28 protein-coding genes are annotated in these 24847 nt (G+C 65.9%); 15 read left to right on the top strand and 13 right to left on the bottom strand.

Annotated features, from left to right (window positions below; translation table 11 throughout):
* The 5 genes from ftsY to J5M67_RS20170 form a co-directional block, all read left to right on the top strand.
* Positions 1–1134: signal recognition particle-docking protein FtsY (ftsY, locus tag J5M67_RS20190; protein WP_243434767.1), on the top strand; the 1134-nt coding region annotated here is incomplete at its 5' end.
* Positions 1131–1802, top strand: a complete 672-nt coding sequence (gene ftsE, locus J5M67_RS20185; RefSeq protein ID WP_207887095.1) for a cell division ATP-binding protein FtsE — start codon at positions 1131–1133, stop codon at positions 1800–1802. The genes ftsY and ftsE, both read left to right, overlap by 4 nt.
* Entirely contained in the window at positions 1802–2812 is a 1011-nt protein-coding gene (gene ftsX / locus J5M67_RS20180) for a permease-like cell division protein FtsX (RefSeq protein ID WP_207887094.1), read from the top strand. Before ftsE ends, ftsX begins: the two co-directional genes overlap by 1 nt.
* 110 nt (positions 2813–2922) lie before the next feature.
* Positions 2923–3777, top strand: a complete 855-nt coding sequence (gene rpoH / locus J5M67_RS20175; RefSeq protein ID WP_207887093.1) for an RNA polymerase sigma factor RpoH — start codon at positions 2923–2925, stop codon at positions 3775–3777.
* A 79-nt stretch (positions 3778–3856) separates the two neighbouring features.
* Positions 3857–4471, top strand: a complete 615-nt coding sequence (locus J5M67_RS20170; RefSeq protein ID WP_207887092.1) for a hypothetical protein — start codon at positions 3857–3859, stop codon at positions 4469–4471.
* Positions 4472–4481: 10 nt separating this feature from the next.
* Here J5M67_RS20170 and mtgA read toward each other — a convergent pair whose 3' ends face one another.
* On the bottom strand, positions 4482–5204 hold the full coding sequence (gene mtgA, locus J5M67_RS20165) for a monofunctional biosynthetic peptidoglycan transglycosylase (RefSeq protein WP_207887091.1): 723 nt from the start codon (positions 5202–5204) through the stop codon (positions 4482–4484).
* Between the two features lie 32 nt (positions 5205–5236).
* On the opposite strand from mtgA, the gene J5M67_RS20160 reads away from it, so the two are divergent.
* From J5M67_RS20160 to J5M67_RS20140, 5 genes are all read left to right on the top strand, one after another.
* A complete protein-coding gene (locus J5M67_RS20160; protein ID WP_207887090.1) occupies positions 5237–5605 on the top strand; it encodes a DUF423 domain-containing protein in 369 nt (122 codons plus the stop codon).
* A 100-nt stretch (positions 5606–5705) separates the two neighbouring features.
* Positions 5706–5906, top strand: a complete 201-nt coding sequence (gene thiS, locus J5M67_RS20155; protein WP_207887089.1) for a sulfur carrier protein ThiS — start codon at positions 5706–5708, stop codon at positions 5904–5906.
* 60 nt (positions 5907–5966) lie between these two features.
* Positions 5967–6773, top strand: coding sequence for a thiazole synthase (locus J5M67_RS20150; RefSeq protein ID WP_207887088.1), 807 nt, complete (start codon positions 5967–5969; stop codon positions 6771–6773).
* A gap of 134 nt (positions 6774–6907) precedes the next feature.
* Positions 6908–7579 carry a tRNA (guanosine(46)-N7)-methyltransferase TrmB gene (trmB, locus tag J5M67_RS20145; RefSeq protein ID WP_243434773.1) on the top strand — a complete coding sequence of 224 codons (672 nt, stop codon included), beginning with the start codon at positions 6908–6910 and terminating at the stop codon, positions 7577–7579.
* Positions 7580–7746: 167 nt separating this feature from the next.
* The gene (locus J5M67_RS20140) at positions 7747–9093 is read left to right on the top strand and encodes a DUF1329 domain-containing protein (RefSeq protein ID WP_207887086.1); all 1347 of its coding nucleotides are present in this window, start codon (positions 7747–7749) and stop codon (positions 9091–9093) included.
* A 181-nt stretch (positions 9094–9274) separates the two neighbouring features.
* Here the strand turns inward: J5M67_RS20140 and J5M67_RS20135 are convergent, their stop codons facing one another.
* The 12 genes from J5M67_RS20135 to J5M67_RS20080 all read right to left on the bottom strand — a co-directional run bounded on the left by J5M67_RS20135 (position 9275) and on the right by J5M67_RS20080 (position 18750).
* On the bottom strand, positions 9275–9529 hold the full coding sequence (locus J5M67_RS20135) for a hypothetical protein (RefSeq protein WP_207887085.1): 255 nt from the start codon (positions 9527–9529) through the stop codon (positions 9275–9277).
* 42 nt (positions 9530–9571) lie between these two features.
* On the bottom strand, positions 9572–9895 hold the full coding sequence (locus tag J5M67_RS20130; protein WP_207887084.1) for a DUF3392 domain-containing protein: 324 nt from the start codon (positions 9893–9895) through the stop codon (positions 9572–9574).
* Between the two features lie 71 nt (positions 9896–9966).
* A complete protein-coding gene (gene hemW / locus J5M67_RS20125; RefSeq protein WP_207887083.1) occupies positions 9967–11154 on the bottom strand; it encodes a radical SAM family heme chaperone HemW in 1188 nt (395 codons plus the stop codon).
* Entirely contained in the window at positions 11151–11744 is a 594-nt protein-coding gene (gene rdgB / locus J5M67_RS20120; protein WP_207887082.1) for an RdgB/HAM1 family non-canonical purine NTP pyrophosphatase, read from the bottom strand. The genes hemW and rdgB overlap by 4 nt, the downstream gene beginning before the upstream one ends.
* Positions 11741–12163 carry a DUF4426 domain-containing protein gene (locus J5M67_RS20115; protein WP_207887081.1) on the bottom strand — a complete coding sequence of 141 codons (423 nt, stop codon included), beginning with the start codon at positions 12161–12163 and terminating at the stop codon, positions 11741–11743. The genes rdgB and J5M67_RS20115 overlap by 4 nt, the downstream gene beginning before the upstream one ends.
* Positions 12164–12183: 20 nt before the next feature.
* Entirely contained in the window at positions 12184–12804 is a 621-nt protein-coding gene (gene metW / locus J5M67_RS20110; RefSeq protein ID WP_152219478.1) for a methionine biosynthesis protein MetW, read from the bottom strand.
* A gap of 11 nt (positions 12805–12815) precedes the next feature.
* Positions 12816–13955 (bottom strand): homoserine O-acetyltransferase, encoded by a 1140-nt coding sequence (locus tag J5M67_RS20105; protein ID WP_207887080.1) that lies wholly within the window; start codon positions 13953–13955, stop codon positions 12816–12818.
* A gap of 77 nt (positions 13956–14032) precedes the next feature.
* Positions 14033–16000: a dynamin-like GTPase family protein gene (locus J5M67_RS20100; RefSeq protein ID WP_207887079.1), complete on the bottom strand. Its 1968-nt coding sequence runs from the start codon at positions 15998–16000 to the stop codon at positions 14033–14035.
* Positions 16001–16116: 116 nt separating this feature from the next.
* Positions 16117–16407 carry a DUF167 domain-containing protein gene (locus J5M67_RS20095; RefSeq protein WP_207887078.1) on the bottom strand — a complete coding sequence of 97 codons (291 nt, stop codon included), beginning with the start codon at positions 16405–16407 and terminating at the stop codon, positions 16117–16119.
* A gap of 195 nt (positions 16408–16602) precedes the next feature.
* Positions 16603–17196: a YggT family protein gene (locus J5M67_RS20090; protein WP_152219487.1), complete on the bottom strand. Its 594-nt coding sequence runs from the start codon at positions 17194–17196 to the stop codon at positions 16603–16605.
* Between the two features lie 13 nt (positions 17197–17209).
* The gene (gene proC, locus J5M67_RS20085) at positions 17210–18043 is read right to left on the bottom strand and encodes a pyrroline-5-carboxylate reductase (protein ID WP_207887077.1); all 834 of its coding nucleotides are present in this window, start codon (positions 18041–18043) and stop codon (positions 17210–17212) included.
* A gap of 17 nt (positions 18044–18060) precedes the next feature.
* Positions 18061–18750, bottom strand: a complete 690-nt coding sequence (locus tag J5M67_RS20080) for a YggS family pyridoxal phosphate-dependent enzyme (RefSeq protein ID WP_207887076.1) — start codon at positions 18748–18750, stop codon at positions 18061–18063.
* A 73-nt stretch (positions 18751–18823) separates the two neighbouring features.
* Here J5M67_RS20080 and pilT point away from each other — a divergent pair, with 73 nt between their 5' ends.
* The 5 genes from pilT to J5M67_RS20055 all read left to right on the top strand — a co-directional run bounded on the left by pilT (position 18824) and on the right by J5M67_RS20055 (position 24368).
* On the top strand, positions 18824–19858 hold the full coding sequence (gene pilT / locus J5M67_RS20075; RefSeq protein ID WP_207887075.1) for a type IV pilus twitching motility protein PilT: 1035 nt from the start codon (positions 18824–18826) through the stop codon (positions 19856–19858).
* A 105-nt stretch (positions 19859–19963) separates the two neighbouring features.
* Entirely contained in the window at positions 19964–21109 is a 1146-nt protein-coding gene (locus J5M67_RS20070) for a PilT/PilU family type 4a pilus ATPase (RefSeq protein WP_207887074.1), read from the top strand.
* A 92-nt stretch (positions 21110–21201) separates the two neighbouring features.
* Entirely contained in the window at positions 21202–21606 is a 405-nt protein-coding gene (locus J5M67_RS20065; RefSeq protein WP_207887073.1) for a TM2 domain-containing protein, read from the top strand.
* A 222-nt stretch (positions 21607–21828) separates the two neighbouring features.
* On the top strand, positions 21829–23202 hold the full coding sequence (locus tag J5M67_RS20060) for a cystathionine beta-synthase (protein WP_207887072.1): 1374 nt from the start codon (positions 21829–21831) through the stop codon (positions 23200–23202).
* Positions 23199–24368 (top strand): cystathionine gamma-synthase, encoded by a 1170-nt coding sequence (locus J5M67_RS20055; RefSeq protein WP_207887071.1) that lies wholly within the window; start codon positions 23199–23201, stop codon positions 24366–24368. Before J5M67_RS20060 ends, J5M67_RS20055 begins: the two co-directional genes overlap by 4 nt.
* Positions 24369–24847: the final 479 nt, after the last annotated feature.

The raw sequence follows: 24847 nt of genomic DNA, 5'->3' as shown, positions 1-24847 counted from the left end.
CAAACCGTACAGCCCGTCGAACCGCCGCCGGCTCCGGTCGCCGCGCCGGTACAGCCCGCGCCCGTGGCGCCTGTCGTAGTCGCCCAGCCGGAGCCGCAACCCACGCCCGAGGCTCCCGTCGCTGTCGCCCAGCCTGAAGAGCAACCCGCTCCCGCAGCGCAGCCCGAGCCGCAAGCCATGCCTGCTGCTGCCGAACCGGCCAGGCTCGGCTTCTTCGCCCGCCTCAAGCAGGGCCTGTCGAAGACCAGCGCCAGCATCGGCGAGGGCATGGCCAGCCTGTTCCTGGGCAAGAAGGCCATCGACGACGACCTGCTGGACGAACTGGAAACCCGCCTGCTGACCGCCGACGTCGGCGTCGAGGCCACCACCACCATCGTGCAGAACCTGACCAAGCGCGTGGCGCGCAAGGAGCTGGCCGACAGCGAGGCGCTGTACAAGGCCCTGCAGGAAGAGCTGACCGGCCTGCTGCGCCCCGTGGAGCAGCCGCTGGCCATCGAGTCCGGCAAGCAGCCCTACGTGATTCTGGTCGTCGGCGTGAACGGCGTCGGCAAGACCACCACCATCGGCAAGCTGGCGAAGAAGCTGCAGCTGGACGGCAGGAAAGTCATGCTGGCCGCCGGCGACACCTTCCGCGCCGCCGCCGTCGAGCAGCTGCAGGTGTGGGGCGAGCGCAACAACATCGCGGTGATCGCCCAGCACACCGGCGCGGATTCCGCCTCGGTGATCTTCGATGCCGTGCAGGCCGCCAAGGCCCGTGGCATCGATGTGCTGATCGCCGATACCGCCGGTCGCCTGCACACCAAGGACAACCTGATGGAAGAGCTGAAGAAGGTGCGCCGCGTGATCGGCAAGCTGGACGAAACGGCTCCCCACGAAGTCCTGCTGGTGCTGGACGCCGGTACCGGGCAGAACGCCATCAACCAGGCCAAGCAGTTCAACAACGCCGTTGAACTCACCGGCCTGGCCCTGACCAAACTGGACGGCACCGCCAAGGGCGGGGTGATCTTCGCCCTGGCCAAGCAGTTCGGCCTGCCGATCCGTTACATCGGTGTCGGCGAGGGGATCGACGATCTTCGAACCTTCGAGGCCGACGCTTTCGTCCGCGCACTCTTCGAGACCCGGGAGATCGCATGATCCGTTTCGAGCAGGTAGGCAAACGCTATCCCAACGGCCATGTCGGCCTGCACGAGATTTCGTTCCGCGTGCCGCGCGGCGAGATCATGTTCGTCACCGGCCACTCCGGCGCGGGCAAGAGCACCCTGCTGCGCCTGATCCTGGCGATGGAGCGACCCACTTCCGGCAAGCTGCTGCTCGGCGGGCAGGACGTGTCGCGCATCTCCACCGCGCAGATTCCCTTCCTGCGCCGGCAGATCGGCGTGGTGTTCCAGAACCACCAGCTGCTCAACGACCGCAGCGTGTTCGACAACGTCGCCCTGCCGATGCAGATCCTCGGGTTGCCCAAGCCCGAGATCGCGCGCCGCGTGGAAGAGGCGCTGGAGCGGGTGAACCTCAAGGAGAAGGCCGACGACCTGCCGTCCGACCTCTCCACCGGCCAGCAGCAGCGCGTCGGGATCGCCCGCGCGGTGGTGCACCGCCCGGCCCTGCTGCTCGCCGACGAACCCACCGGTAACCTGGACCCGCGCCTGGCCTCGGAAATCATGTCCGTGTTCGAAGACATCAACCGTCTCGGCACCACCGTGCTGATCGCCAGCCACGACCTGGCGCTGATCGCGCGGATGCGTCACCGGATGATCACCCTGCAGCGCGGCCGCATCATCGCCGACCGCGAGGAGACCGCCTGATGAGCGCCAACGACCTGCCCCACGGCCCGGAAGAGGGCACGCCGCAGCGCAACACCCGCGAGCGCCCGGACGAGCACGAGAACCAGGACCAGAGCGCCTCGCTGGCCGCCTATGTGGAAAACCACCGCGCCAGCCTCGCCGACAGCCTGCACCGCCTGTTCAGCCATCCCTTCGGCAGCTTCTTCACCTGCCTGGTGATGGGCATCACCCTCAGCCTGCCCATGGGCCTGTCGCTGCTGCTGCACAACGTCGAGCGCCTCGGCGGCTCCTGGCAGCGCGCCGCGCAGATTTCGTTGTTCCTCGACCTGAAGGCCACCGACAGCCAGGGGCAGGACCTGCGCGAACAGATCGAGAAAATGCCCGATGTGATCGAGGCGCAGCTGATCAGCCGCGACGATGCGCTGAAAGAGCTGCAGGAACAGTCCGGTCTGGGCGAGGCGCTCAAGGAACTGCCCGACAACCCGCTGCCGGCGGTGATCTCGGTGACGCCCAAGCAGATCGACAAGGCTCAGCTGGATGCCTTGCGTCAACGGCTCGCCGAACTGCCGGGTGTACAACAGGCGCAGCTGGACCTGGTCTGGGTCGAGCGGCTGTCGGCGATCCTCAAGCTGGGCGACCGCTTCGTCTTCGGCCTGACCATCCTGCTGGTGCTGACCCTGCTGCTGGTCATCGGCAACACCATCCGCCTGCACATTGAAAATCGCCGTAACGAAATCGAGGTGATCAAGCTGGTCGGCGGGACGGACGGTTACGTGCGCCGCCCCTTCCTTTATATGGGCGCGCTGTATGGCCTGGGCGCGGGCATCCTGTCCTGGGCGCTGCTGGCCTTCGGCCTGGACTGGCTGAACGGCGCGGTGGTCAATCTGGCCGGGCTCTACGGCAGCGACTTCGGCCTCGCCGGGGTGCCGGTGGATGATGGCCTGTCGCTCACCGTCGGTGCCGTGCTGCTGGGCTGGATCGGCGCCTGGCTGGCCGTGGCGCGCCACCTGCGGGAGCTGGCTCCGCGCTGAAACCCCCTGAATTTACGGGGGTCAAGCGGGTGTAAAGGAACTTTTACACCCGCTTGCAGTCAGATTTCGCAGTGCTACACTGCGCGAGTTTCGTGAATCGGAGGATTCGCATGACCACTTCTCTGCAACCTGTTTATGCCCTGGTTCCCGGTGCAAACCTGGAATCCTATGTGCACTCGGTGAACAGCATTCCGCTGTTGTCGCCGGAGCAGGAGCGCGAACTGGCCGAACGCCTCTTCTATCAGCAAGATCTGGAAGCGGCACGGCAAATGGTTCTGGCGCACCTGCGCTTCGTCGTGCACATCGCCCGGAGTTATTCCGGGTACGGCCTGGCTCAGGCCGATCTGATCCAGGAAGGCAACGTCGGCCTGATGAAGGCCGTGAAGCGCTTCAACCCGGAAATGGGTGTGCGCCTGGTGTCGTTCGCCGTCCATTGGATCAAGGCGGAAATCCATGAGTTCATCCTGCGCAACTGGCGGATCGTGAAAGTCGCGACCACCAAGGCGCAGCGCAAGCTGTTCTTCAACCTGCGCAGCCAGAAGAAGCGTCTGGCGTGGCTGAGCAACGACGAAGTGAACAGCGTCGCCGAAAGCCTGGGCGTCGAGGCCCGCGAAGTCCGCGAGATGGAAAGCCGTCTCACCGGGCAGGACATGGCCTTCGACCCGGCGGCCGACGCCGACGACGAAAGTGCCTACCAGTCTCCGGCGCATTACCTGGAAGACCATCGCTACGACCCGGCGCGCCAGCTGGAGGAAGCGGACTGGAGCGACAGCTCCACCGCCAGCCTGCACGAGGCGCTGGAAGGCCTGGACGAGCGCAGCCGCGACATCCTCTACCAGCGCTGGCTGGCCGAGGAGAAGGCGACGTTGCACGACCTGGCGGCCAAGTACAACGTGTCCGCCGAGCGTATCCGTCAGCTGGAAAAGAACGCGATGAACAAACTCAAGGGTCGCATCGAAGCCTGACCGGCTTCGACGCGCCCCGGCGAGTCCGAGAACCGCACCCTGGTGCGGTTTTTTTCTGCCCGCGCAACCGGAGAGCTCCATGCCGCGCCTTCGCCCCGCCTATGGGCTGTTCTTTCTCGTCATCGCCGCGCTGGCGTTCGCCCTGGGCTCCTGGATTGCCCGCACCTCGGCGCCACCCAAGCCGCCGCAATGGTTTGGCGACTGGAAGGAGAAGGTGTTCGAGCCGCTGGCCGATGACCGCCTGAGCCTGAGCGACCTGCAGGCGCAACTGCCGGGCGAGCTCTGGCTGACCGCCAGTCAGGACGGGCCCCAACTGCATTACCGCGGTCAGTTGCATACCGATGAAGGGCTCTGGCACGTCGAGGCGGAGCTGGGGTTGAGCGCGGACGAACATGCCAGCCTGGCCAAGGCCACCGGCATGCAGGCGGGCAGCAAGGACCAGCCGTTGAGCGCCGAGCTGATGGGGCAGTTGGCGAGCAAGCCGGTGGCCGAATTGGCGCTGGCGCCCCAGGAAGAGCTGGCCGTAGGCCGTCTGGCGGTCAGCCTGGGCGATCCCCGGCTGCGCCTGCAGACCGAAGGAGGGGAGGCCTGGGTCTACCCCGAGCGGGGCCTGACGCTGCTGCACAAGGATGGTCTGCTGCAATGGCTGCGCATCGTGCCGCGCAATACCTTCGTGAAGACCCGGCCGCACTGAAGCTCAGGGATTACAGGCGATCGAGGTAGTCGCCGCCGCCCAGTTGCCACATCTGCTGGCGGATCCAGGCGGCGCGCTGGCGCACATAGGCGCCGGGACGGCTGGCGCTCCACTTGCGCGGGTTGGGCAGCACGGCGGCGAGCAGACTGGCCTGCTGCTGCGACAAACGCTTGGCATCGACGCCGAAGTGGTGCTGCGCGGCAGCCTGGGCGCCGAATACTCCGGAGCCCCACTCCACGCTGTTCAGGTAGACCTCGAGAATCCGCTGCTTGGGCCAGAAGGTCTCGATCAGCAGGGTGAACCAGGCCTCGAAGCCCTTGCGAATCCAGCTGCGACCGGACCAGAGGAAGACGTTCTTCGCCACCTGCTGGCTGATGGTGCTGGCGCCGCGCACGCTGCCGCCGTGCTCGTTGTGAGCCAGCGCCTGCTGGATCGCCGGCAGGTCGAAGCCGTGGTGTTCGGCGAATTTCTGGTCCTCGCCGGCGATCACCGCGATCTTCAGGCTCTCGGGCAGTTCGTCCCAGGAGCGCCAGCTGCGCTGCAGATCGATCGGCTGCCCGTCGAACCAGGATTCGATCTTGCGCTCGACCATGACCATGGTGCCCGGCGGCGGCACCCAGCGCAGGACGATGACCAGCGCCACGCTGCCGGCAACGAACCAGAGCGCGAACTTGAACAGGCGGCGGAGCAGCTTGGGCATTCGAGACTTTGCCGGGGCGGATGAGCGGGCCATTATAGCGGCACTCATCTGCCTGGAGCTTTCGCATGCTGCGCATCTTCCTCATGCTCGCCGCCTTTTTCGGTTTCACCGGCGTGGCCCTCGGCGCCTTTGCCGCCCACGGCCTGAAGAACCGTCTCACTCCGGAGTACCTGGCGGTGTTCCAGACCGGCGTGCACTACCAGATGCTGCATGCCCTGGCCCTGCTGGGCGTGGCGCTGCTCTCGGTGCAGGTCGGCGGTGCGCTGGTGAAATGGGCGGGCTGGGCCTTCGCCGTCGGCATCCTCCTGTTCTCCGGCAGCCTCTACCTGCTGACCCTGGCGGGGCTGAGCGTGGGCATCGTCACTCCGATCGGTGGCCTGTTCTTCCTCATCGGCTGGGCCCTGCTGTTCGCTACGGCCGCGCGCCTGGGCTGACCCGGACGTCAGAAAAGCCGGCCTGCCGCGCCCGATACCTTGGTCATCGGGCGTGATCGGGCTAGAATGCCGACCCCCTCCAGCAATGACCGTCCCGACCATGCGTATTCAGTTGAACGGCGAATCTTTCGAGCTGCCCGACGGCCAGACCGTCGCCAACCTGCTCGAGCGTCTCGACCTCACCGGCAAGCGTGTCGCGGTCGAACTCAATCTGGACATCGTGCCGCGCAGCCAGCACGCCGCCACCGCCCTGAGCGAAGGCGACCAGGTGGAAGTGGTGCATGCCATCGGCGGCGGCTAGAGCCCGCCGCTACATCTTTCAGGCCCCGCAAAGCTTTCCCAATTCCTGAGGAGTAATCCGATGAGCCAAGCTTCCTCCACCCTGCCGGTCGACAAGCCCTTCACCCTGGCGGGCCGCACCTACAATTCGCGCCTGCTGGTCGGTACCGGCAAGTACAAGGACCTCGAAGAGACCCGCGTGGCCATCGAGGCCTCGGGCGCCGAGATCGTCACCGTCGCCGTGCGCCGCACCAACATCGGCCAGAACCCGGGCGAGCCCAACCTGCTGGACGTGATCCCGCCGGATCGCTACACCATCCTGCCGAACACCGCCGGCTGCTACGACGCGGTCGAAGCCGTGCGCACCTGCCGCTTGGCCCGCGAGCTGCTGGATGGCCACAACCTGGTCAAGCTGGAAGTCCTGGCCGACCAGAAGACCCTCTTCCCCAACGTCGTCGAGACCCTCAAGGCCGCCGAAGTGCTGGTCAAGGACGGCTTCGACGTCATGGTGTACACCAGCGACGACCCGATCATCGCCCGCCAGCTGGCCGAGATCGGCTGCATCGCGGTGATGCCGCTGGCCGGCCTGATCGGCTCGGGCCTGGGCATCTGCAACCCGTACAACCTGCGCATCATCCTCGAAGAAGCCAGCGTTCCGGTGCTGGTGGATGCCGGCGTGGGCACCGCCTCCGACGCCACCATCGCCATGGAGCTGGGCTGCGAGGCCGTGCTGATGAACACCGCCATCGCCCACGCGCAGAACCCGGTGATGATGGCCGAGGCCATGAAGCACGCCATCGTCGCCGGCCGCCTGGCGTACCTGGCCGGCCGCATGCCGCGCAAACTCTATGCAAGCGCGTCGTCGCCGATGACCGGTCTCATCAACTAAGTATTCCACCTCAGCGCGCGGGCCGGTCTGCCTCGGGTAGCCGGCCCGCGTGTGCATTTATCCGCAAGGTCCGAGTCATGAGTGACATTCCCGAGAATCAGCCCGAAAACCAGCCCGATGCCGAAAACCGGCCGATGCGCACCATCAAGAGCTTCGTGATGCGCGCCGGGCGCATGACCGAGGGCCAGCAGCGCGGCCTCGAGCAGGGCTGGCCGAAGTACGGCCTGGAACTGGCCGACGGCCTGCGGGATTTCGACCAGGTGTTCGGACGCAAGGCGCCGCGCACCTTCGAGATCGGCTTCGGCATGGGCCACGCCACCCTGGAGATGGCCGCCGCCGCGCCGGACCAGGACTTCATCGGCGTGGAAGTACACCGTCCGGGTGTCGGCGCGCTGCTCAACGGCATGCTGACCGACAACCTCAGCAACATCCGCGTCTACAGCTGCGATGCCCTGGAAGTGCTGCGCGACTGCGTGGCCGACGCCAGCCTCGACCGCGTGCTGCTGTTCTTCCCCGATCCGTGGCACAAGTCGCGCCATCACAAGCGCCGCATCGTGCAACCGGCCTGGGCCGAGCTGGTGCGGCAGAAACTGAAGGTCGGCGGCGTGCTGCACATGGCCACCGACTGGGAGCAATACGCCGAGCACATGCTGGAAGTGATGAATGCCGCACCCGGCTACCGCAACCTTTCGGCGGATAATACCTACGTGCCGCGCCCCGAAGAGCGCCCGGTGACCAAGTTCGAACGGCGCGGCGAGCGCCTCGGCCATGGCGTCTGGGACCTCAAGTTCGAGCGCGTCGACTGATTCACCCAAGGCCTGCACCGCAGGCCTTTTTCATGGACGAACACACAAGCAGACCGGGACCACCCGGCGGCCGGGACGGCCACACCTCACCTCCTGAACAAGAGCGGCATCCGCCGCCAATAAAAAATAAGAGTGACGGACTGAAGTCCGTCGCAAAGGAGTCTGCTGTGTTGAAGAAACTTGCTGTACTTCTGGTGGCAGGGGTGTGGGCCCTGCCGACGCAGGCAAAGGTCGACGCCGCCGAAGCGGCACGCCTGGGCCGTGACCTGACGCCGATGGGGGCGGAGAAGGCCGGCAACGCCAGTGGCGCCATTCCGGCCTGGACGGGTGGCATCACCACGCCGCCGGCGGGCTATCAGCCCGGCGCCCATCATCCCGACCCCTATGCCGGCGATGCCGTGCAGTACAGGGTCGACAGCAAGAACCTGGCGCAGTACCAGGCCCTGCTCACCCCGGGCACCCAGGCGCTGCTGCAGGAGAACCCGGACTACTACCTGCGCGTGTTCCCCAGCCGCCGCAGCGCCGCGCTGCCCCAGCGCATCTACGACGCCACCCGCTTCAATGCCGAGAATGCCGAGCTGATCGCCGACGGTAACGGTGTGCAGGGCGCCGCCGCCGGCGTGCCGTTCCCGATTCCGAAGAACGGCCTGGAGGCGATCTGGAACCACATCATGCGTTACCGCGGCGAGCAGATTCACATGGTCACCAACCAGGCCGCCGTGCTTGCCAACGGCAGCTACAACCTACTCAAGCTCGACCGCTACGTGTACTTCAACTATGGCCGCGAGGGCATGACCCCGCAGGACCTGAACAACACCCTGTTCTACTACAAGTACGACGTGGTCGCCCCGGCCAAGCTGGCCGGCTCCGCGCTGGTGGTGCAGGAAACCCTCGACCAGGTGCTGTCGATCCGCAAGGCCTGGCGCTTCAGTCGTGGCGAGCGGCGCGTGCGCCGTCTGCCGAGCCTGGCCTACGACAGCCTGCAGCCGGACACCAATGGCCTGGCGACCGCCGACACCGTGGACGTCTACAACGGTGCGCCGGACCATTACGAGTGGCAGCTGCTGGGCAAGCGCGAGATGCTGGTGCCCTACAACAGCTATGCGGTGCACCAGAAGGGCATTCCCTACGCCGACATCCTGCGCACCAAGACCCTCAACCCCGAACTGCTGCGCTACGAGCCGCATCGCGTCTGGGTGGTCGAGGCGACCCTGCGCAAGGGCATGAGTCATCCGTTCGCCAAGCGCCGTTTCTACCTGGATGAGGACAGCTGGCAGATCCTCGCCAGCGACATCTACAACCAGGACGGCAAGCTGATCCGTGCCCAGGAAGTGCACCCGATCAACTACTACGACGTGCCCATGGTGCTGAGCACCCTGGAAGCGCTGTACGACCTGGAGGGCGCGCGCTACTTCGTCGACGGCCTGGACAACAACGAGCCGATGTACGACTTCAACGCCCCGCTGGGGCCGCGCGACTTCACTCCGCAGGCGCTGCGCCGCGAGGGGAACTGAGGTAAACGAAGGCCGCCGCGGGGCGGCCTTTGTGCATCTGGACGGTGTGGGTGGAGGAGCCTGTGCTCGCGAATGTGCTATCCGGCGGTTCGCGAGCAAGCTCGCTCCTACGAAAAGCACTGCCCCGTAGGAGCGGACTCTGTCCGCGATGCCGTCCGAAGGACGGCCGATCCGCCGCGCGTTACTCGATCAACTCCGCCCCCAGTACCGTGGTCTCCGGCATGCGCATCGGCGCCGGGCTGATCTGCAGGTACTTGATGCTGGTGCGGGGAATGATCAGCAGGTCGCCGTCCACTTCGATGGCAATCGCGGGCGACTCCATCTGCTTGCGAATGCCGCGAGCCACTTCGGCAGGGTCTTCACTCTGTTGCGGGAAGCGCAGCGCCAGGCGCTGTCCGTCGACGAAGTGCAGGTAGAGGTGCTTGATCGGCTTCATGGTTCCTCCGGTGGTGGTGGCTGACCGCCGGAGGCACGCAGGTCAGCTGCGGTCGGCGATCATGCCAATCACGAAGAACACTAGCAGCAGGATCGGCGCCAGGGTGTAGTTGTTGAAGTAGCCCAGCCCCTTGGCCAGCCACGGGGTGACGAAGACCATTGCCAGGCCGTAGCCCACGGCGCAGATCAGCACGAACAGCAGGGTACGGAAGACAAAATTCAGGCTGCCGATGCGTTGCTGTATCCAGGCGTTGATCGCCGGGCCGAACAGCACCAGCACGGTGGCCATGATCGCCAGGGCGATGTCGGACAGGTGGCCGCGGCACCAGCGGGAGACGTTGGCAATCAGGTCGAGCGCGAAGTCCATTGGGGCTCCTTGGGATCGAGAGTCGCCGGGGAGTGTACACGGGCGGCGCCGGCAGCGTCGCCCGTCGGTTCTCAGGGAAGGAAGCGCTGCAGCAGGTCGTTGAGGAACAGCTGGCCGCGCTCGGTGGGCGCCAGGCGCTGCGCATCGTCCACCAGCAGCCCGTCCGCGCGTGCCTGGCGGCACGCCTCGTCGATGCTGGCCAGCGGCAGGCCGGTGCGCTCGGTGAAGGTTGCCGCGGGGACGCCGTCGGTCAGGCGCAGGGCGTTCATCATGAACTCGAAGGGCAGGTCGTCCGCCTCCAGGTCGCGCTCGCCGGCCTGGAAGGGTTTTTCCGGGTTCAGGTAGTCCTTCGGCAGGCGGGTCTTCCAGGTGCGCAGGATGCGGCCTTCCGGCGTGCTCAACTTGGCGTGGGCGCCGGCGCCGATGCCGAGGAAGTCGCCGAAGGTCCAGTAGTTCAGGTTGTGCCGCGCGCGCTTGCCGTCACGGGCGTAGGCCGAGGTCTCGTACTGTCGATAGCCCGCCGAGGCGAGCAGGGCTTGCCCGGCTTCCTGGATTTCCCACAGCTGGTCGTCCTCGGGCAGCTCCGGCGGCTGGCTCCAGAACACCGTGTTGGGCTCCATGGTCAGCTGGTACCAGGACAGGTGCGTCGGCGCCAGGACGATGGCTTGCTCCAGGTCGGAGAGAGCATCGGCGACGCTCTGCTCCGGCAGGCCGTGCATCAGGTCCAGGTTGAAGTTGTCGAAGCCGGCGCGGCGGGCCATGTCGGCGGCGCGCACGGCTTCGTCGCCGTCGTGGATGCGGCCGAGCGCCTTGAGCTTGGCGGCCTGGAAGCTCTGCACGCCGATGGACAGACGGTTGATGCCGAGCTTGCGGTAATCGGCGAACTTGGCCTGCTCGAAGGTGCCGGGGTTGGCTTCCAGGGTGATTTCGATATCGCGCTCGAAACCGACCTGGCGCTCCAGGCCTTCGAGGATGCGGCCCAATGCGCTGGCCGAGAACAGGCTGGGGGTGCCGCCGCCGAAGAAGATAGAGGTCAGCTTGCGGCCGTGGACATGCGCGCCGTCGGCGGCCAGGTCAGCCAGCAGCGCCTCGACGTAGGCGTCTTCCGGCAGCTCCGGCCCGGCGGCGTGGGAGTTGAAGTCGCAATAGGGGCATTTGCGCACGCACCAGGGGATGTGCACGTACGCGGACAGCGGCGGCAGGCGGAAGCCGGAAACCACCGGCCCGGCGTCGAGCCCGTGGCTTCCTGCCTGGCTCATAGCCCCAGCCGCTGCTTCAGCAGGGCCATCGCGCGGGCGCGGTGGCTGAGCTGGTTCTTCTGCTCGGGCGGCAGTTCGGCGCTGGAGCACCCGGCTTCCGGCACCCAGAACAGCGGGTCGTAGCCGAAGCCATGTTCGCCGCGCGCTTCGCGCAGGATGCTGCCATGCCAGAGGCCTTCGCAGAGGATCGGCAACGGGTCGTCGGCATGGCGGAGCAGGGCCAGCACGCTGACGAACTGGGCGCCGCGCTCATCGTCCGGCACGTCCTTCAGGGCGTCCAGCAGCTTGGCGTTGTTCGCCGCATCGCCCTTGCCGTCGGCATAGCGCGCGGAATAGATGCCCGGTGCGCCGCCGAGGAAGTCCACGGCCAGGCCGGAGTCGTCGGCCAGCGCCGGCAGGCCGGAGATACGGGCGGCGTTACGGGCCTTGAGGATGGCGTTTTCGACGAAGGACAGGCCGGTTTCCTCCGGCTCCACATCGCTGAACTCGCCGATCGAGCGCACCTTCACGTGGGCGCCGAGCATGGCCTGGAGTTCCTTGAGTTTGCCGGCGTTGTGACTGGCCAGCACCAGTTGTTCGAGCTTGATCATTCGTCGGGGAAGATTTCCTGCATGAAGTCGAAGCTTTGCGGCGCTCCGCCTCCGGACTGGACCTGGATGGTAAAGGTCAGGGTTTCGCGGCCTTCGATGGGGAATTGCGCCAGGTTGTAGACGGCGCCTTCCTCGACCACGCGCTTGAAGGTCAGGGGGATTTCCTGGCCCATCAGGTTCTTCGCGGAACCTGCGACGGTGGCGTTGGCCGGCTTGCCGCTGGCGTCCAGCGGCACGATGTTGACCACGCCCTGGGCCTTGCTGCGTACCACGCCCACGGCCTGGGCGACCTTGGGCTGGAGGAAGCTGGAGTTGAACACGCTGTAATGCACTTGCAGGTCGCCCAGGCGCTTCACCTGTTCGGCGAAGGCAGGCAGGGCGAGGACCAGGCAGGCAATGAAGGTAAGCAGGCGGCGCATGTTAGTTCTCCTGGGGTCGATCAGATGGCGATGCGATGGTCCTGCACGCCAGGGCCACTGACCCGGTAGATACCGATCTCACCCAACAGATTAGGCCAGATTCGCGAGGCCCAGCCATGCTGGTGCTCGCGGTCCACCGCCAGATGGTCGAGAACCTTCACCTGCAACTGCCGGCACAGGGCCTCGAAGTCGCGGAAGGTGCAGAAGTGGATGTTCGGCGTGTTGTACCAAGTGTACGGAAGGAAGTCCGACACCGGCATGCGACCGTTGCGCGCGAGATACCAGCGGCAGCGCCAATGGCCGAAGTTGGGGAAGGTGATGATGCAGGTCTTGCCCACCCGCAGCATTTCCGCGAGCACCTTGTCCGGGTAGCGCAGGGCCTGCAGCGACTGGGTCATCACCACCACGTCGAAGCTGTTGCTGGCGAAGTTGCCCAGGCCCTTGTCCAGGTCCTGCTCGATGACGTTGACGCCGCGTTCGATGCATTTGGCGATCTTTTCGGCGTCGATCTCCAGGCCGTAGCCGCTGACCTGCTTGTGGTCGCGCAGCCAGGCGAGCAGTTCGCCGTCGCCGCAGCCCAGGTCGAGTACCCGGCTGCCGGCGGGGATCCAGTCTTGGATGATGTCCAGGTCGGCGCGCATGCTGTTCCTTCTTATACGCTGATGCGGTTCATGTAACCGCCAAAGGCTTGCAGGTAGCGGGGAATCGGTATCAGGAAGGCGTCATGGCCTTGCGGCGCGTCGATTTCCAGATAGCTGACGTTCTTCTTCGCCGCCAGCAGGGCGTCGACGATCTCCCGCGAGCGCGCCGGGGAGAAGCGCCAGTCGGTGGTGAAGGACATCAGGCAGAAGTCCGCCTTCACCCCGGCGAGGGTCCGCGCCAGGTCGCCGCCGTGGGCCGCGGCCGGATCGAAGTAGTCCAGCGCCTTGGTCATCAGCAGGTAGGTGTTGGCATCGAAGCGGGTGGAGAATTCCTCGCCCTGGTAACGCAGATAGCTTTCCACCTGGAACTCGACGCTGTGCAGGTCGTAGTTGAGCTTCTCCGACTTCAGGTCGCGGCCGAACTTGGCGCCCATGGCGTCATCGGAGAGGTAGGTGATGTGCCCCACCATCCGCGCCAGGCTCAGGCCGCGGCGGGGAATCACGTCATGTTCCTGGAAGTGGCCGCCGAAGAATTCGGGGTCCGAGAGGATCGCCTGGCGTGCCACTTCGTTGAAGGCGATGTTCTGCGCCGACAGCTTGGGGGCGCTGGCGATGCACAGACAGTGGCGCACGCGCTCGGGATAGCTGATGGTCCATTGCAGGGCCTGCATGCCGCCCAGGCTGCCGCCGATCACCGCCGCCCACTGCTGGATGCCCAGACGATCGGCCAGGCGCGCCTGGCTGTGGACCCAGTCTTCCACGGTGACCACCGGGAAATCCGCGCCATAGACCTTGCCGGTGGCGGGATTGAGGTGGGTCGGTCCGGTGGAGCCGTTGCAGCCGCCCAGGTTGTTCAGCGAAACGACGAAGAACTTGCGGGTGTCGATGGGCTTGCCGGGGCCGATGCAGCTGTCCCACCAGCCCGGCTTGCGATCATCAATGCTGTGGTAGCCGGCGGCGTGGTGATGGCCGGACAGCGCGTGACAGATCAGCACGGCGTTGCTCGCCGTGGCGTTCAGCTCGCCGTAGGTCTCGATCACCAGCTGGTATTCGGGCAGCGTCTTGCCGCAGGCCAGGGGCAGCGGCTCGTCGAACTGCAGTGTCTGGGGGGAGACCAGACCGACGGAATCTTCGGGGAAGACTGTAGGCATCGACCCAGCTCAAGGATAAAAAAGGACAGCCAGTCTAAAGAGCCCCGCCCCCAGCGGCAAGCGCTGCGGGGCGGGGTTCAGGCGCGTTGCGAGCCGGGGAGGGTGACGACCTTGGCCTGGCGGTGCAGCGGCGAGGGACGACGCAGCTGGCGGTGGATGTCGCAGGCCTCGGCGAGCTGCTTTTCAAGCTCGTCGGTATAGCGCCCCAGCAGCAGCGAGCGATGGCGTGCCTGCTGGGTTTCCTGGGCGAGCGACTTCAGTCGCAGCATGTGGGTTTCCAGCAGCTGCTTGTGCTCCAGGCTGTACTGCATCAGCGGCATCAGGGCATCGGAGGCCCACTGTTCGGCCTCTTCGCGCAGGCGCTGGTGCAGGCCGATGACTTCCTGGGCCACGGTGGCGAAGAAGCGCCGAGTGAGGGTGCGCTGTTCGGTGAGCAGGGTCTTCAGGTGCAGGCGGAAGCGGTCGGCCTTTTCCTCCAGCTGGACCAGTTCGCGCAGGTAGCGGTCGACCCGGAACTGCGGTGCCTGCAGGGCGTTGAGCGGGTTTTCCTGGTTGTGCCGGTGGTAGATGACCTCGACCATGCGGTTGGTCGCCTGCGCCTCGTGGTGCAGGCCATTGAGGTCGCCCTGCACGGTGCGGAAGAACTGCAGGATGGCCTGGTTGATGCCCACGGTGGTCCAGCTGCCGCGCAGCTTTTCATGGACCTTCTTCAGGTGCTGTTCCAGGCGCTCGGCGCGCACCGCTTCGCACAGCTGCTCGCCCTGGTGGCGCAGCAGGCGCTGGTTGGTCTTCAGGTTGAGCAGGCGCTTGTGATGCAGGCTGTGATCTTCCTTGGTCCTGGCGGTCAGCTCGAACAGCAGCTGGCCGCTGTCATGTTGCTGGCTGTCGAGCAGCGCGTGCTGCTCCTTCACCTTCTCCAGGCGTACGCGCAGGGTGTGCTGGGTGTTGTTCACCAGCGCCAGCACCTGGCCGACCACGGCGTCTTCGAGCAGGCGTTCCTTCTGCGTGACGATCCGCTCGCAGAGCAGCTCCTCCAGGCCTTCCAGCTGGCTGCGGGCGAGCAGTTCGCGGTCGCCGCGGACCTTGGCCAGCAGCGCCTGCTTGGCCGACAGCGGCAGCACGTCGTGGCGGGCGATGCCCAGCTGGCGTGCGGTGGTGTCCTGGACCTGGCGGATGGCGTTCTGCACGAAGCTCTCGCCGGCCAGGTCGTCCCACAATACGTCGATCTTGTTCAGCACCGCGTAGAGCGTGGCGTGGTTGTCCTCGCCCAGCTGGCGGATGTGGTTCTGCCAGATCGCCATGTCGGAGGCGGTGACGCCCGTGTCCACGGCCAGCAGGAAGAGGATCGACTGGGCGGCGGGCAGCATCGACAGCGTGAGTTCGGGCTCGCTGCCCAGTGCATTCAGGCCGGGGGTATCGAGAATGCGCAGGCCCTGGCGCAGCAGCGGGTGGTCGAAGTTGACCAGCGCGTGGCGCCAGGCCGGCACCAGCACGATGCCGGGCTTGTCGGTGGCTTCCAGCAGGTCCGGGTGGAAACCCAGCTGGATCGCCTGTTCCACCGGCAGCGGCTTGGTCTTGGCTACCTGGGCGAAGGCCAGGGCCATGTTGGCCGGGTCGGAGGTGTCCAGTGGAATGTTCACCCAGTGCCGCGGGATGCGCTTGAACTGCGCGACGCTGGCGTCGGCCACGCGGGTCTCGATCGGCAGCAGGCGGATGTAGGGCCGCTCCGAGCGCGGGTCGAAGAACAGCTCGGTGGGACACATGGTGGTGCGCCCGGCCTGGGACGGCAGCATGCGCCGGCCGTAGCCGGCGAAGAACAGGCTGTTGATCAGCTCGGTCTTGCCGCGCGAATACTCGCCGACGAAGGCCAGGGTGATGTGGTCCACGCGCAGCAGGCGCAGGGTGCGGTCGAGGCGGCTTTCGATTTCCGGCGTGTTCAGCCGGCTACGCTCCAGCAAACTGCGATAACGGGTGATCTCCCGGACCAGTTCCCGCTTCCAGGTAACGTAGGCATCGATCTGCTGACTGAGACGCTCCATGCTCATCAGGCGGTCCTTGGGCTGGCGCGTCCTGCGCGGGGATGAATACCGTGGATTATGCGATGACGCGCAATAGCGTCAATTGGCCTTCATCACAATATCGAACGTAAGGTCGGCCAAGGCTACCGAGCGGTAATCCCCAATTCTTCCGGCAGTTTCGCCGGCTTTGGAATGCGCACGCGCTTCTGCCGGTTCAGCTCGCCGCTGACCAGTTGCACCTGGCTCTTGGGAACGCCGAAGGCCTTGCCGAGGAACGCCAGCAGGTGGGCGTTGGCCTTACCCTCCACCGGCGGCGCGGTGAGGCGGATTTTCAGGCGCTCACCGTGCAACCCGGCGAACTCGTCACGGCTCGCCTTGGGTTGCAGGTGGCAGTCGAGGATCAGGTCCTCGCCGTCCCAGAAGTAAAAACTCATCTTGTGGACTCTCGGAGCTAGCGAGCTAGAGCGAGACAAGGCGAAACGACCAGCGGGAGTAACAGCCGAAGGCTGGCCCGAAGGGCGAACGCAGTGAGTAAAACAGCCGGGGATGCGCAGTTTACGATCTGTAAATGAGCAATCCCCGGCTGTTTTCAACGCAGTATCGCCGACGCGCAGCAGCTCATCAGCCGGTCACATGAAGGGGCTGAGGATCTGCGGCATCCCGGTCATCGCGGCGAGGTTGCCGATCACCAGCATGTCGATCAGTTTCAGCGCAATGAAGGCGAAGATCGGCGAAATATCCAGGCCGCCGAGGTTCGGCAGCAGCTTGCGGAACGGCGCCAGGAAGGGCTCGCAGATCTGGTTCACCAGCTGGGCGCCGGGGTTGTAGCTGCCCGGCGCGACCCAGGAGAGGATCACGCTGATGATCAGGGCGAAGAAGAACACCTTGAGGAACAGCGAGGTCACCGCGATCACCGACCACACCAGCAGTTGCAGGATGTAGCCGCCGACGCCGTAGCCCATCAGGGTCAGGGTGACGATCATCAGCACCAGCTGGACCAGGATGGCCAGCACCAGCGAGGCGAAATCGACGCCGCCGAAGCCGGGGATGACGCGGCGCAGCGGGTTCAGCAGCGGCTTGGTGGCGCGCACGATGAACTGGCTGAGCGGGTTGTAGAAGTCGGCGCGCACCAGTTGCAGGATGAAGCGCAGCAGGACGATCAGCAGGTACAGGCTGCCCAGGGTCTGGATGACGTAGATGGCAGCGGTGGAAAGACCGGTCATTGAGGGCTCCTTGTCATTGACCCAGTTGTTCGGCCAGCTCGGCGGAGCGGTGGTCGGCGGCGCCTACCGCCTTCTCTACCAGCGCTTCGAAACCGTTGGCCTGGAAAGTCTTGATGGCAGCTTCGGTGGTGCCGTTGGGCGAGGTCACGCGGCGGCGCAGCTCGGCCGGGTCGACATCGCTGGTGGTAGCCATCTGCGCGGCGCCCAGGGCGGTCTGGCGGGCCAGCTGGCCGGCGACCTCGCGGGACAGGCCGAGCTTCTCGCCGGCGTCGGTCATGGCTTCCATAAGAAGGAAGAAGTAGGCCGGGCCGCTGCCGGAAACGGCGGTGACCGCGTCGATCTGCTTCTCCGCGTCCAGCCACAGGGCGATACCGACCGCGCTCAGCAGCTTCTCGGCCTGCTCGCGCTGGGTGGTGCTGACGCTGGCGTTGGCATACAGGCCGCTGGCGCCCAGGCCGACGAGGGCCGGGGTGTTGGGCATGCAGCGGACGATGGCGCGCGGCTGGCCGTTCACCGCACCCAGCCAGCGCTCAAGGCTGGCGCAGGGGATGCCGGCGGCGATGGAGACGATCAGGGCGTTGCCCGAAAGCGCCGGGGCCAGGGCCTGGCAGACGTCCTTCATGACCTGCGGCTTGACCGCCAGGACCACCACGTCGGCGCCGGCCACGGCGCTGGCGTTGTCGGCAACGACCTCGATGCCGTGCTCGGCGGCGATCTTCGCGCGTTGCTCGGCGCCCGGATCGCTGGCGCGGATGTCGCTCGCGGCGACTCCCTTGGCGCGCAGGCCGCCGATGAGACTGGCGGCCATGTTGCCGGCGCCGATGAAGGCAATGCGGGTGCTGCTCATGGAGTCTCTTCCTTTATTCAGTGGGAAGCGCCGTAGTCGCGGGCGCCGAACAGGGCGGTACCGATCCGCACCCAGGTGGCGCCTTCGTCGATGGCGGCTTCGAGATCGTGGCTCATGCCCATGGACAGACTGTCCAGGCCGAGGTTCAGGGCGTGCATTGCCTCGCGCAGGCGGGCGAATGCGGCGTGCTGTGCGGCAACATCGTCAGTGGGTTCGGGAATCGCCATCAGGCCGCGCAGCGTCAGGTTGGGCAACTGCGCCACCGCCTGGGCGAGGGCGGGAAGCTCCTCGGGGGAGCAGCCGGACTTGCTGTCCTCGCCGCTGACATTCACCTGCAGCAGCACGTTCAGCGGCGGCAGGTGCGCCGGACGCTGTTCGGACAGGCGCTGGGCGATCTTCAGGCGGTCCACCGAGTGCACCCAGTGGAAATGCTCGGCGATCGGCCGGGTCTTGTTGGACTGGATCGGGCCAATGAAATGCCAGGTCAGCGCCAGGTCGGCCAGTTCCGTCTGCTTGGCCAGCGCTTCCTGCAGGTAGTTCTCGCCGAAATCGGCCAATCCGCAGGCGAAGGCTTCGCGAATATCGGCCGCCGGTTTGGTCTTGCTGACCGCCAGCAGGCGCACCGTCTCCGGGTCGCGCCCGCAAGCTTGCGCCGCCTCACGGATGCGTGCGCGAACCTTTGCAATATTCTCTGCTATCGTGGACATTACCGTCGCTTTTCCGCCCGGCTGCTGCGAGTTCTGCGGCATTCTACCTGCTTGCTCTTGATTGGGGAGTCCCATGGATATTACCGAGTTGCTCGCCTTCAGCGCCAAGCAGGGCGCTTCGGACCTGCACCTCTCGGCCGGTCTGCCGCCGATGATCCGCGTCGACGGCGATGTTCGCCGGATCAACCTGCCGCCTCTGGAGCACAAGCAGGTCCATGCGCTGATCTACGACATCATGAACGACAAGCAGCGCAAGGATTACGAAGAATTCCTGGAGACCGACTTCTCCTTCGAAGTCCCCGGGGTCGCGCGTTTCCGGGTCAATGCCTTCAACCAGAACCGTGGCGCCGGCGCCGTGTTCCGGACCATTCCCTCCAAGGTACTCACGATGGAGGACCTGGGCATGGGAGAAGTGTTCAAGCGTATTTCGGACGTGCCGCGCGGCCTGGTGCTGGTGACCGGCCCGACCGGTTCGGGCAAGTCCACCTCGCTGGCGGCGATGCTCGATTACCTGAACAACACCAAGTACAGCCACATCCTCACCGTCGAAGATCCGATCGAATTCGTCCACGAGTCGAAGAAGTGCCTGGTCAACCAGCGCGAGGTGCACCGCGACACCCTCGGCTTCAACGAGGCGCTGCGCTCGGCCCTGCGTGAAGACCCGGACATCATCCTGGTGGGCGAGATGCGCGACCTGGAGACCATCCGCCTGGCGCTGACCGCCGCGGAAACCGGCCACCTGGTGTTCGGCACCCTGCACACCACCTCCGCGGCCAAGACCATCGACCGTATCGTCGACGTGTTCCCCGCCGAGGAAAAATCCATGGTTCGCTCCATGCTGTCCGAATCCTTGCAGTCGGTGATTTCCCAGACCCTGCTGAAGAAGATCGGCGGCGGCCGTGTCGCGGCCCACGAGATCATGATCGGCACCCCGGCCATCCGTAACCTGATCCGTGAGGACAAGGTCGCGCAGATGTATTCGGCGATCCAGACCGGCGGCGCGATCGGCATGCAGACCCTGGATATGTGCCTGAAGGGATTGGTCGCCAAGGGCCTGGTGACCCGCGAGGCGGCGAAGGAAAAAGCCAAGATTCCAGAGAACTTCTAACTCCACCGGGCCGCATCCCGGCCCGGCGCACGGAGCGCGCCACACGCACCCGCTTCGTGATCCGACAGCCCTGTCGTACTCAGCGTGAACCTGGCGAGAAAGATCATGGAATTCGAGAAGCTGTTGCGCCTCATGGTGGAAAAGGGTGCCTCCGACCTGTTCATCACGGCGGGCGTGCCGCCTTCGATGAAGGTCAACGGCAAGGTGCTGCCGGTGACCAAGACCGCGCTGTCGCCGGAGCAGACCCGCGAGACCGTGCTGTCGGTAATGAACGAGCAGCAGCGCCGCGAGTTCGCCGAGAACCACGAGTGCAACTTCGCCATCAGCGCCCGTGGCGTTGGCCGCTTCCGCGTCAGCGCCTTCTACCAGCGCAACCTGGTGGGCATGGTGCTGCGCCGCATCGAGACCAACATCCCGACCTTCGAAGACCTCAAGCTGCCGGAAGTCCTCAAGAAGCTGGCGATGACCAAGCGCGGCCTGGTGATCTTCGTCGGTGCCACCGGTACCGGTAAGTCCACCTCGCTGGCGGCGATGATCGGCTACCGCAACAAGAACTCCACCGGCCACATCATCTCCATCGAAGACCCGATCGAATTCATCCACCAGCACCAGGGCTGCATCGTCACCCAGCGCGAGGTGGGCCTGGATACCGACTCCTTCGAAGTGGCCCTGAAGAACACCCTGCGCCAGGCGCCGGACGTGATCATGATCGGCGAGGTGCGTTCGCGCGAGACCATGGACCACGCCGTGGCCTTCGCCGAAACCGGCCACCTGTGCCTGGCGACCCTGCACGCCAACAACGCCAACCAGGCGCTGGACCGGATCATCCACTTCTTCCCGGCCGACCGGCATGACCAAGTGTGGATGGACCTGTCGCTGAACCTCAAGGCCATCGTCGCCCAGCAACTGGTGCCGACCCCGGACGGCAAGGGCCGTCGCGCAGTGATCGAAGTGCTGCTGAACACCCCGCTGGCCGCCGACCTGATCCGCAAGGGCGAGGTGCACGAGCTCAAGCCGCTGATGAAGCGCTCCACCGAGCAGGGCATGCAGACGTTCGACCAGGCGCTGTACCAGCTCTACAGCCAGGGCGAGATCACCTATGAAGACGCGCTGGCCTACGCCGACTCGGCCAACGACCTGCGCCTGATGATCAAGCTGGGCTCGGAAACCGACGCCGACCACCTGTCCAGCATGACCCAGGGGTTGACCCTGGAGATGAGCGACGACGATCCCAATCGTCGTTTCCGCTGATCCTGCTTTCCAAACAGATAGCGCCCGAGGAGCCCGCCTAGCGCGGGCTTTTCGTTTATTCTGGGTGCATCGCAATGACACGGGAGAAAGGCATGTCCGCCAACCCTGATACCCACAGCAAGGTCATCGGTTATCTGCTGTGGATCTTCGGCTTCACCGGCTCGCACCGCTTCTACTATGGCCGGCCGATCACCGGCACGATCTGGTTCTTCACCCTCGGCCTGTTCTTCATCGGCTGGATCATCGACCTGTTCCTGATCCCCTCCATGGACGATGCGGCGGACCGGCGCTATCGCGCCGGCGGCGTGGACTACAACGTCGCCTGGATCCTGCTGACCTTCCTCGGCGTGTTCGGCGTGCACCGCATGTACATGGGCAAGTGGCTCACCGGCATCCTCTACCTGTTCACCGGCGGGCTGTTCTTCATCGGCGTGCTCTATGACTTCTGGACGCTGAACAGCCAGATCTCCGAGCGCAACGGGCCGCAGCGCATCTGATACCCGCTCACTCCCCGTAGGAGCGGACTCCGTCCGCGATCGATTTCCGGCGGCTCCGTGCTGGCCGGTTGCACATCGCGGACGAAGTCCGCTCCTACGCACGTCCCACCCTCTTTCTTTCGTCGCGCCGCCTGGCGCGAGCTGTGCCTGCCGCCTAAGGTCAGGAGGACAGTAGCAGGCGCACCGGGCGATCCCCGGCACGCCGCAGAAGGAGTGGCTGCCATGAGCAACGAATCCCGCCCTGCCGTACTCGACCTGATCGGCAATACCCCCATGGTCCGCGTGACGCGCTTCGATACCGGACCCTGCACCCTGTTCCTCAAGCTCGAATCGCAGAACCCCGGCGGCTCCATCAAGGACCGCATCGGCGTCGCCATGATCGAGGCGGCCGAGCGCGACGGCCGGCTCAAGCCCGGCGGCGTGATCGTCGAGGCCACCGCCGGCAATACCGGCCTGGGCCTGGCGCTGGTGGGCCGGGCCAAGGGCTACCGGGTGGTGCTGGTGGTGCCGGACAAAATGTCCACCGAGAAGGTCCTGCACCTGCGCGCCATGGGCGCCGAGGTGCACATCACGCGTTCCGATGTCGGCAAGGGCCACCCCGAGTACTACCAGGACGTCGCCGCGCGGCTGGCCAGGGAGCTGCCCGATGCCTTCTTCGCCGACCAGTTCAACAACCCCGCCAACCCGCTGGCCCACGAAACCGGCACCGGCCCGGAAATCTGGGCGCAGACCGGCCATGACCTGGATGCCGTGGTGGTCGGCGTCGGCTCCGCCGGCACCCTGACCGGCCTCACGCGCTTCTTCCAGAAGGTCCAGCCGAAGCTGGAAATGATCCTGGCCGACCCGGTGGGCTCGATCATGGCCGAGTATTCGCGCTCCGGCGCCATCGGCACGCCCGGCTCCTGGGCGGTGGAAGGTATCGGCGAGGACTTCGTACCCTCGATCGCCGACCTTTCCAGCGTGCGCCACGCCTATTCGATCAGCGACGAGGAAAGCTTCGCCACCGCCCGCGAACTGCTGCGCAACGAAGGTATCGCCGCCGGCTCATCTACCGGCACCCTGCTGGCCGCCGCGCTGCGCTTCTGCCGCGAGCAGACCGAACCCAAGCGAGTGGTCAGCCTGGTCTGCGACACCGGCACGCGCTACCTGTCGAAGATCTACAACGATCAGTGGATGACCGACCAGGGTCTGCTGCAGCGCAAGCGCTACGGCGATCTGCGCGACATCGTCGCGCGGCGCTTCGAGGAGGGCCGCGTGGTCAGCGTCGGCCCCGGCGACACGTTGCTCACCGCCTTCCAGCGCATGCGCCTGGCGGACATCTCCCAGCTCCCGGTACTCGATGGCCAGCGGCTGGTCGGCGTCATCGACGAGTCCGACATCCTGCTGGGCGTACATGACGACCCCGAACATTTTCGCAGCGACGTTGCCAGCGCCATGAGCACGGCTCCGGAGACCCTCGCACCGGGCGCCAGCCTCAAGGAGCTCGAAGCCGTGCTGGCGCGCGGTCTGGTCGCCATTGTCGCCGACGCCTCGGGCTTCCACGGCCTGATTACCCGATTCGATCTGCTCAACCATTTGCGGAGGACCCTCGCATGAGCCAGCACGACGACCGCCTCGGTTTCGCCACCCGTGTGATCCACGCCGGGCAGGAGCCGGACCCGTCCACCGGGGCGATCATGCCGCCGATCTACGCCAACTCCACCTACCGCCAGGACAGCCCCGGCGTGCACAAGGGCCTGGATTACGGCCGCTCGCACAACCCCACGCGCTGGGCGCTGGAGCGCTGCGTGGCGGACCTGGAAGGCGGCAGCAAGGCGTTCGCCTTCGCCTCGGGGCTGGCGGCCATCTCGGCGGTACTGGAGCTGCTCGACGCCGGCTCGCACATCGTCTCCGGCAACGACCTCTACGGCGGCACCTTCCGCCTGTTCGAACGGGTACGCCGGCGCAGCGCCGGGCATGACTTCCACTTTGCCGACCTGGCCCAGCCCGGCGCGCTGGAAGCGGCGTTGACCGACAAGACGCGGATGGTCTGGGTGGAAACCCCGAGCAACCCGCTGCTGCGCCTGACCGACCTCGCGGCTATCGCCCGCACCTGCCGCGCGCGCGGCATCCTCTGCGTGGCCGACAACACCTTCGCCAGCCCCTATGTGCAGCGTCCGCTGGACCTGGGCTTCGATATCGTCGTGCACTCCACCACCAAATACCTGAACGGCCACTCCGACGTCATCGGTGGCATCGCCATTGTCGGTGACAACCCTGATCTTGCTGAGCGCCTGGGCTTCCTGCAGAACTCGGTGGGCGCCATCGCCGGCCCGTTCGACGCCTTCCTCACCCTGCGCGGGGTGAAGACCCTGGCGCTGCGCATGGAACGGCACTGCGCCAATGCGCTGGAGCTGGCCAAGTGGCTGGAGCAGCAGCCGCAGGTGAAACGGGTCTACTACCCGGGCCTGCCCTCGCATCCGCAGCACGAGCTGGCGCGCAGGCAGATGAAGGGCTTCGGCGGGATGATCTCGCTGGACCTGAATACCGATCTGGCCGGCTCCAAGCGCTTCCTGGAAAACGTCCATCTGTTTGCTCTGGCGGAAAGCCTGGGCGGCGTGGAAAGCCTGATCGAGCACCCGGCGATCATGACCCACGCCAGCATCCCGCCGGAAAACCGCGCGGCGTTGGGGATTGGCGATTCGCTGATTCGCCTGTCGGTGGGCGTGGAGGACGTGGAAGACCTGCGCGCCGATCTGGCCAAGGCGTTGGCGATGATCTGACGCGCTTTTCGTAGGAGCGAGCTTGCTCGCGAACCCGCATAGCTCCGGAGCTCGGGATGTTCGCGAGCAAGCTCGCTCCTACATGGAGCCGTCTCGCGCGGGTTGATGGGTAGCGCATTGGTAGGATGGTGTGGAGCGAAACGATACCCATCATTCGCAGCACTGGCAGCACCGGCAGCATGGGTATCGCTCCGCTCCACCCATCCTACGCTGGAGCACCCTGTAGGAGCGGACCTTGTCCGCGAAGTCTTGCCGACACCTCGGAGTGTTCAGGAGGGAGCTGGCGCAGGCCTCTGCTGTATCTCGAAAGGCGGGGTGTCCGCCGCGAAGGATTTCGCGGACAAGATCCGCTCCTACGCCCGCCGGTTGGCGCCGGTGCACCCTGTAGGAGCGGGCCATGCCCGCGATCGCGCGCATGGCGCGCTCCTACACGGGCTCCATGAAAAAGCCCGCCAATCGGCGGGCTTTTTCATGGAGCG

Source organism: Pseudomonas sp. 30_B, from assembly GCF_017491605.1.
Classification (GTDB): Bacteria; Pseudomonadota; Gammaproteobacteria; order Pseudomonadales; family Pseudomonadaceae; genus Pseudomonas.
This window is presented reverse-complemented; position numbering and strand designations above follow the sequence as displayed.

Coding starts and splice junctions, on each gene's coding strand:
- ftsE (WP_207887095.1), top strand. CDS start 1,131: ATGATCCGTTTCGAGCAGGTAGGCAAACGCTATCCCAACGGCCATGTC.
- ftsX (WP_207887094.1), top strand. CDS start 1,802: ATGAGCGCCAACGACCTGCCCCACGGCCCGGAAGAGGGCACGCCGCAG.
- rpoH (WP_207887093.1), top strand. CDS start 2,923: ATGACCACTTCTCTGCAACCTGTTTATGCCCTGGTTCCCGGTGCAAAC.
- J5M67_RS20170 (WP_207887092.1), top strand. CDS start 3,857: ATGCCGCGCCTTCGCCCCGCCTATGGGCTGTTCTTTCTCGTCATCGCC.
- mtgA (WP_207887091.1), bottom strand. CDS start 5,204: ATGGCCCGCTCATCCGCCCCGGCAAAGTCTCGAATGCCCAAGCTGCTC.
- J5M67_RS20160 (WP_207887090.1), top strand. CDS start 5,237: ATGCTGCGCATCTTCCTCATGCTCGCCGCCTTTTTCGGTTTCACCGGC.
- thiS (WP_207887089.1), top strand. CDS start 5,706: ATGCGTATTCAGTTGAACGGCGAATCTTTCGAGCTGCCCGACGGCCAG.
- J5M67_RS20150 (WP_207887088.1), top strand. CDS start 5,967: ATGAGCCAAGCTTCCTCCACCCTGCCGGTCGACAAGCCCTTCACCCTG.
- trmB (WP_243434773.1), top strand. CDS start 6,908: ATGCGCACCATCAAGAGCTTCGTGATGCGCGCCGGGCGCATGACCGAG.
- J5M67_RS20135 (WP_207887085.1), bottom strand. CDS start 9,529: ATGAAGCCGATCAAGCACCTCTACCTGCACTTCGTCGACGGACAGCGC.
- J5M67_RS20130 (WP_207887084.1), bottom strand. CDS start 9,895: ATGGACTTCGCGCTCGACCTGATTGCCAACGTCTCCCGCTGGTGCCGC.
- hemW (WP_207887083.1), bottom strand. CDS start 11,154: ATGAGCCAGGCAGGAAGCCACGGGCTCGACGCCGGGCCGGTGGTTTCC.
- rdgB (WP_207887082.1), bottom strand. CDS start 11,744: ATGATCAAGCTCGAACAACTGGTGCTGGCCAGTCACAACGCCGGCAAA.
- J5M67_RS20115 (WP_207887081.1), bottom strand. CDS start 12,163: ATGCGCCGCCTGCTTACCTTCATTGCCTGCCTGGTCCTCGCCCTGCCT.
- metW (WP_152219478.1), bottom strand. CDS start 12,804: ATGCGCGCCGACCTGGACATCATCCAAGACTGGATCCCCGCCGGCAGC.
- J5M67_RS20105 (WP_207887080.1), bottom strand. CDS start 13,955: ATGCCTACAGTCTTCCCCGAAGATTCCGTCGGTCTGGTCTCCCCCCAG.
- J5M67_RS20100 (WP_207887079.1), bottom strand. CDS start 16,000: ATGAGCATGGAGCGTCTCAGTCAGCAGATCGATGCCTACGTTACCTGG.
- J5M67_RS20095 (WP_207887078.1), bottom strand. CDS start 16,407: ATGAGTTTTTACTTCTGGGACGGCGAGGACCTGATCCTCGACTGCCAC.
- J5M67_RS20090 (WP_152219487.1), bottom strand. CDS start 17,196: ATGACCGGTCTTTCCACCGCTGCCATCTACGTCATCCAGACCCTGGGC.
- proC (WP_207887077.1), bottom strand. CDS start 18,043: ATGAGCAGCACCCGCATTGCCTTCATCGGCGCCGGCAACATGGCCGCC.
- J5M67_RS20080 (WP_207887076.1), bottom strand. CDS start 18,750: ATGTCCACGATAGCAGAGAATATTGCAAAGGTTCGCGCACGCATCCGT.
- pilT (WP_207887075.1), top strand. CDS start 18,824: ATGGATATTACCGAGTTGCTCGCCTTCAGCGCCAAGCAGGGCGCTTCG.
- J5M67_RS20070 (WP_207887074.1), top strand. CDS start 19,964: ATGGAATTCGAGAAGCTGTTGCGCCTCATGGTGGAAAAGGGTGCCTCC.
- J5M67_RS20065 (WP_207887073.1), top strand. CDS start 21,202: ATGTCCGCCAACCCTGATACCCACAGCAAGGTCATCGGTTATCTGCTG.
- J5M67_RS20060 (WP_207887072.1), top strand. CDS start 21,829: ATGAGCAACGAATCCCGCCCTGCCGTACTCGACCTGATCGGCAATACC.
- J5M67_RS20055 (WP_207887071.1), top strand. CDS start 23,199: ATGAGCCAGCACGACGACCGCCTCGGTTTCGCCACCCGTGTGATCCAC.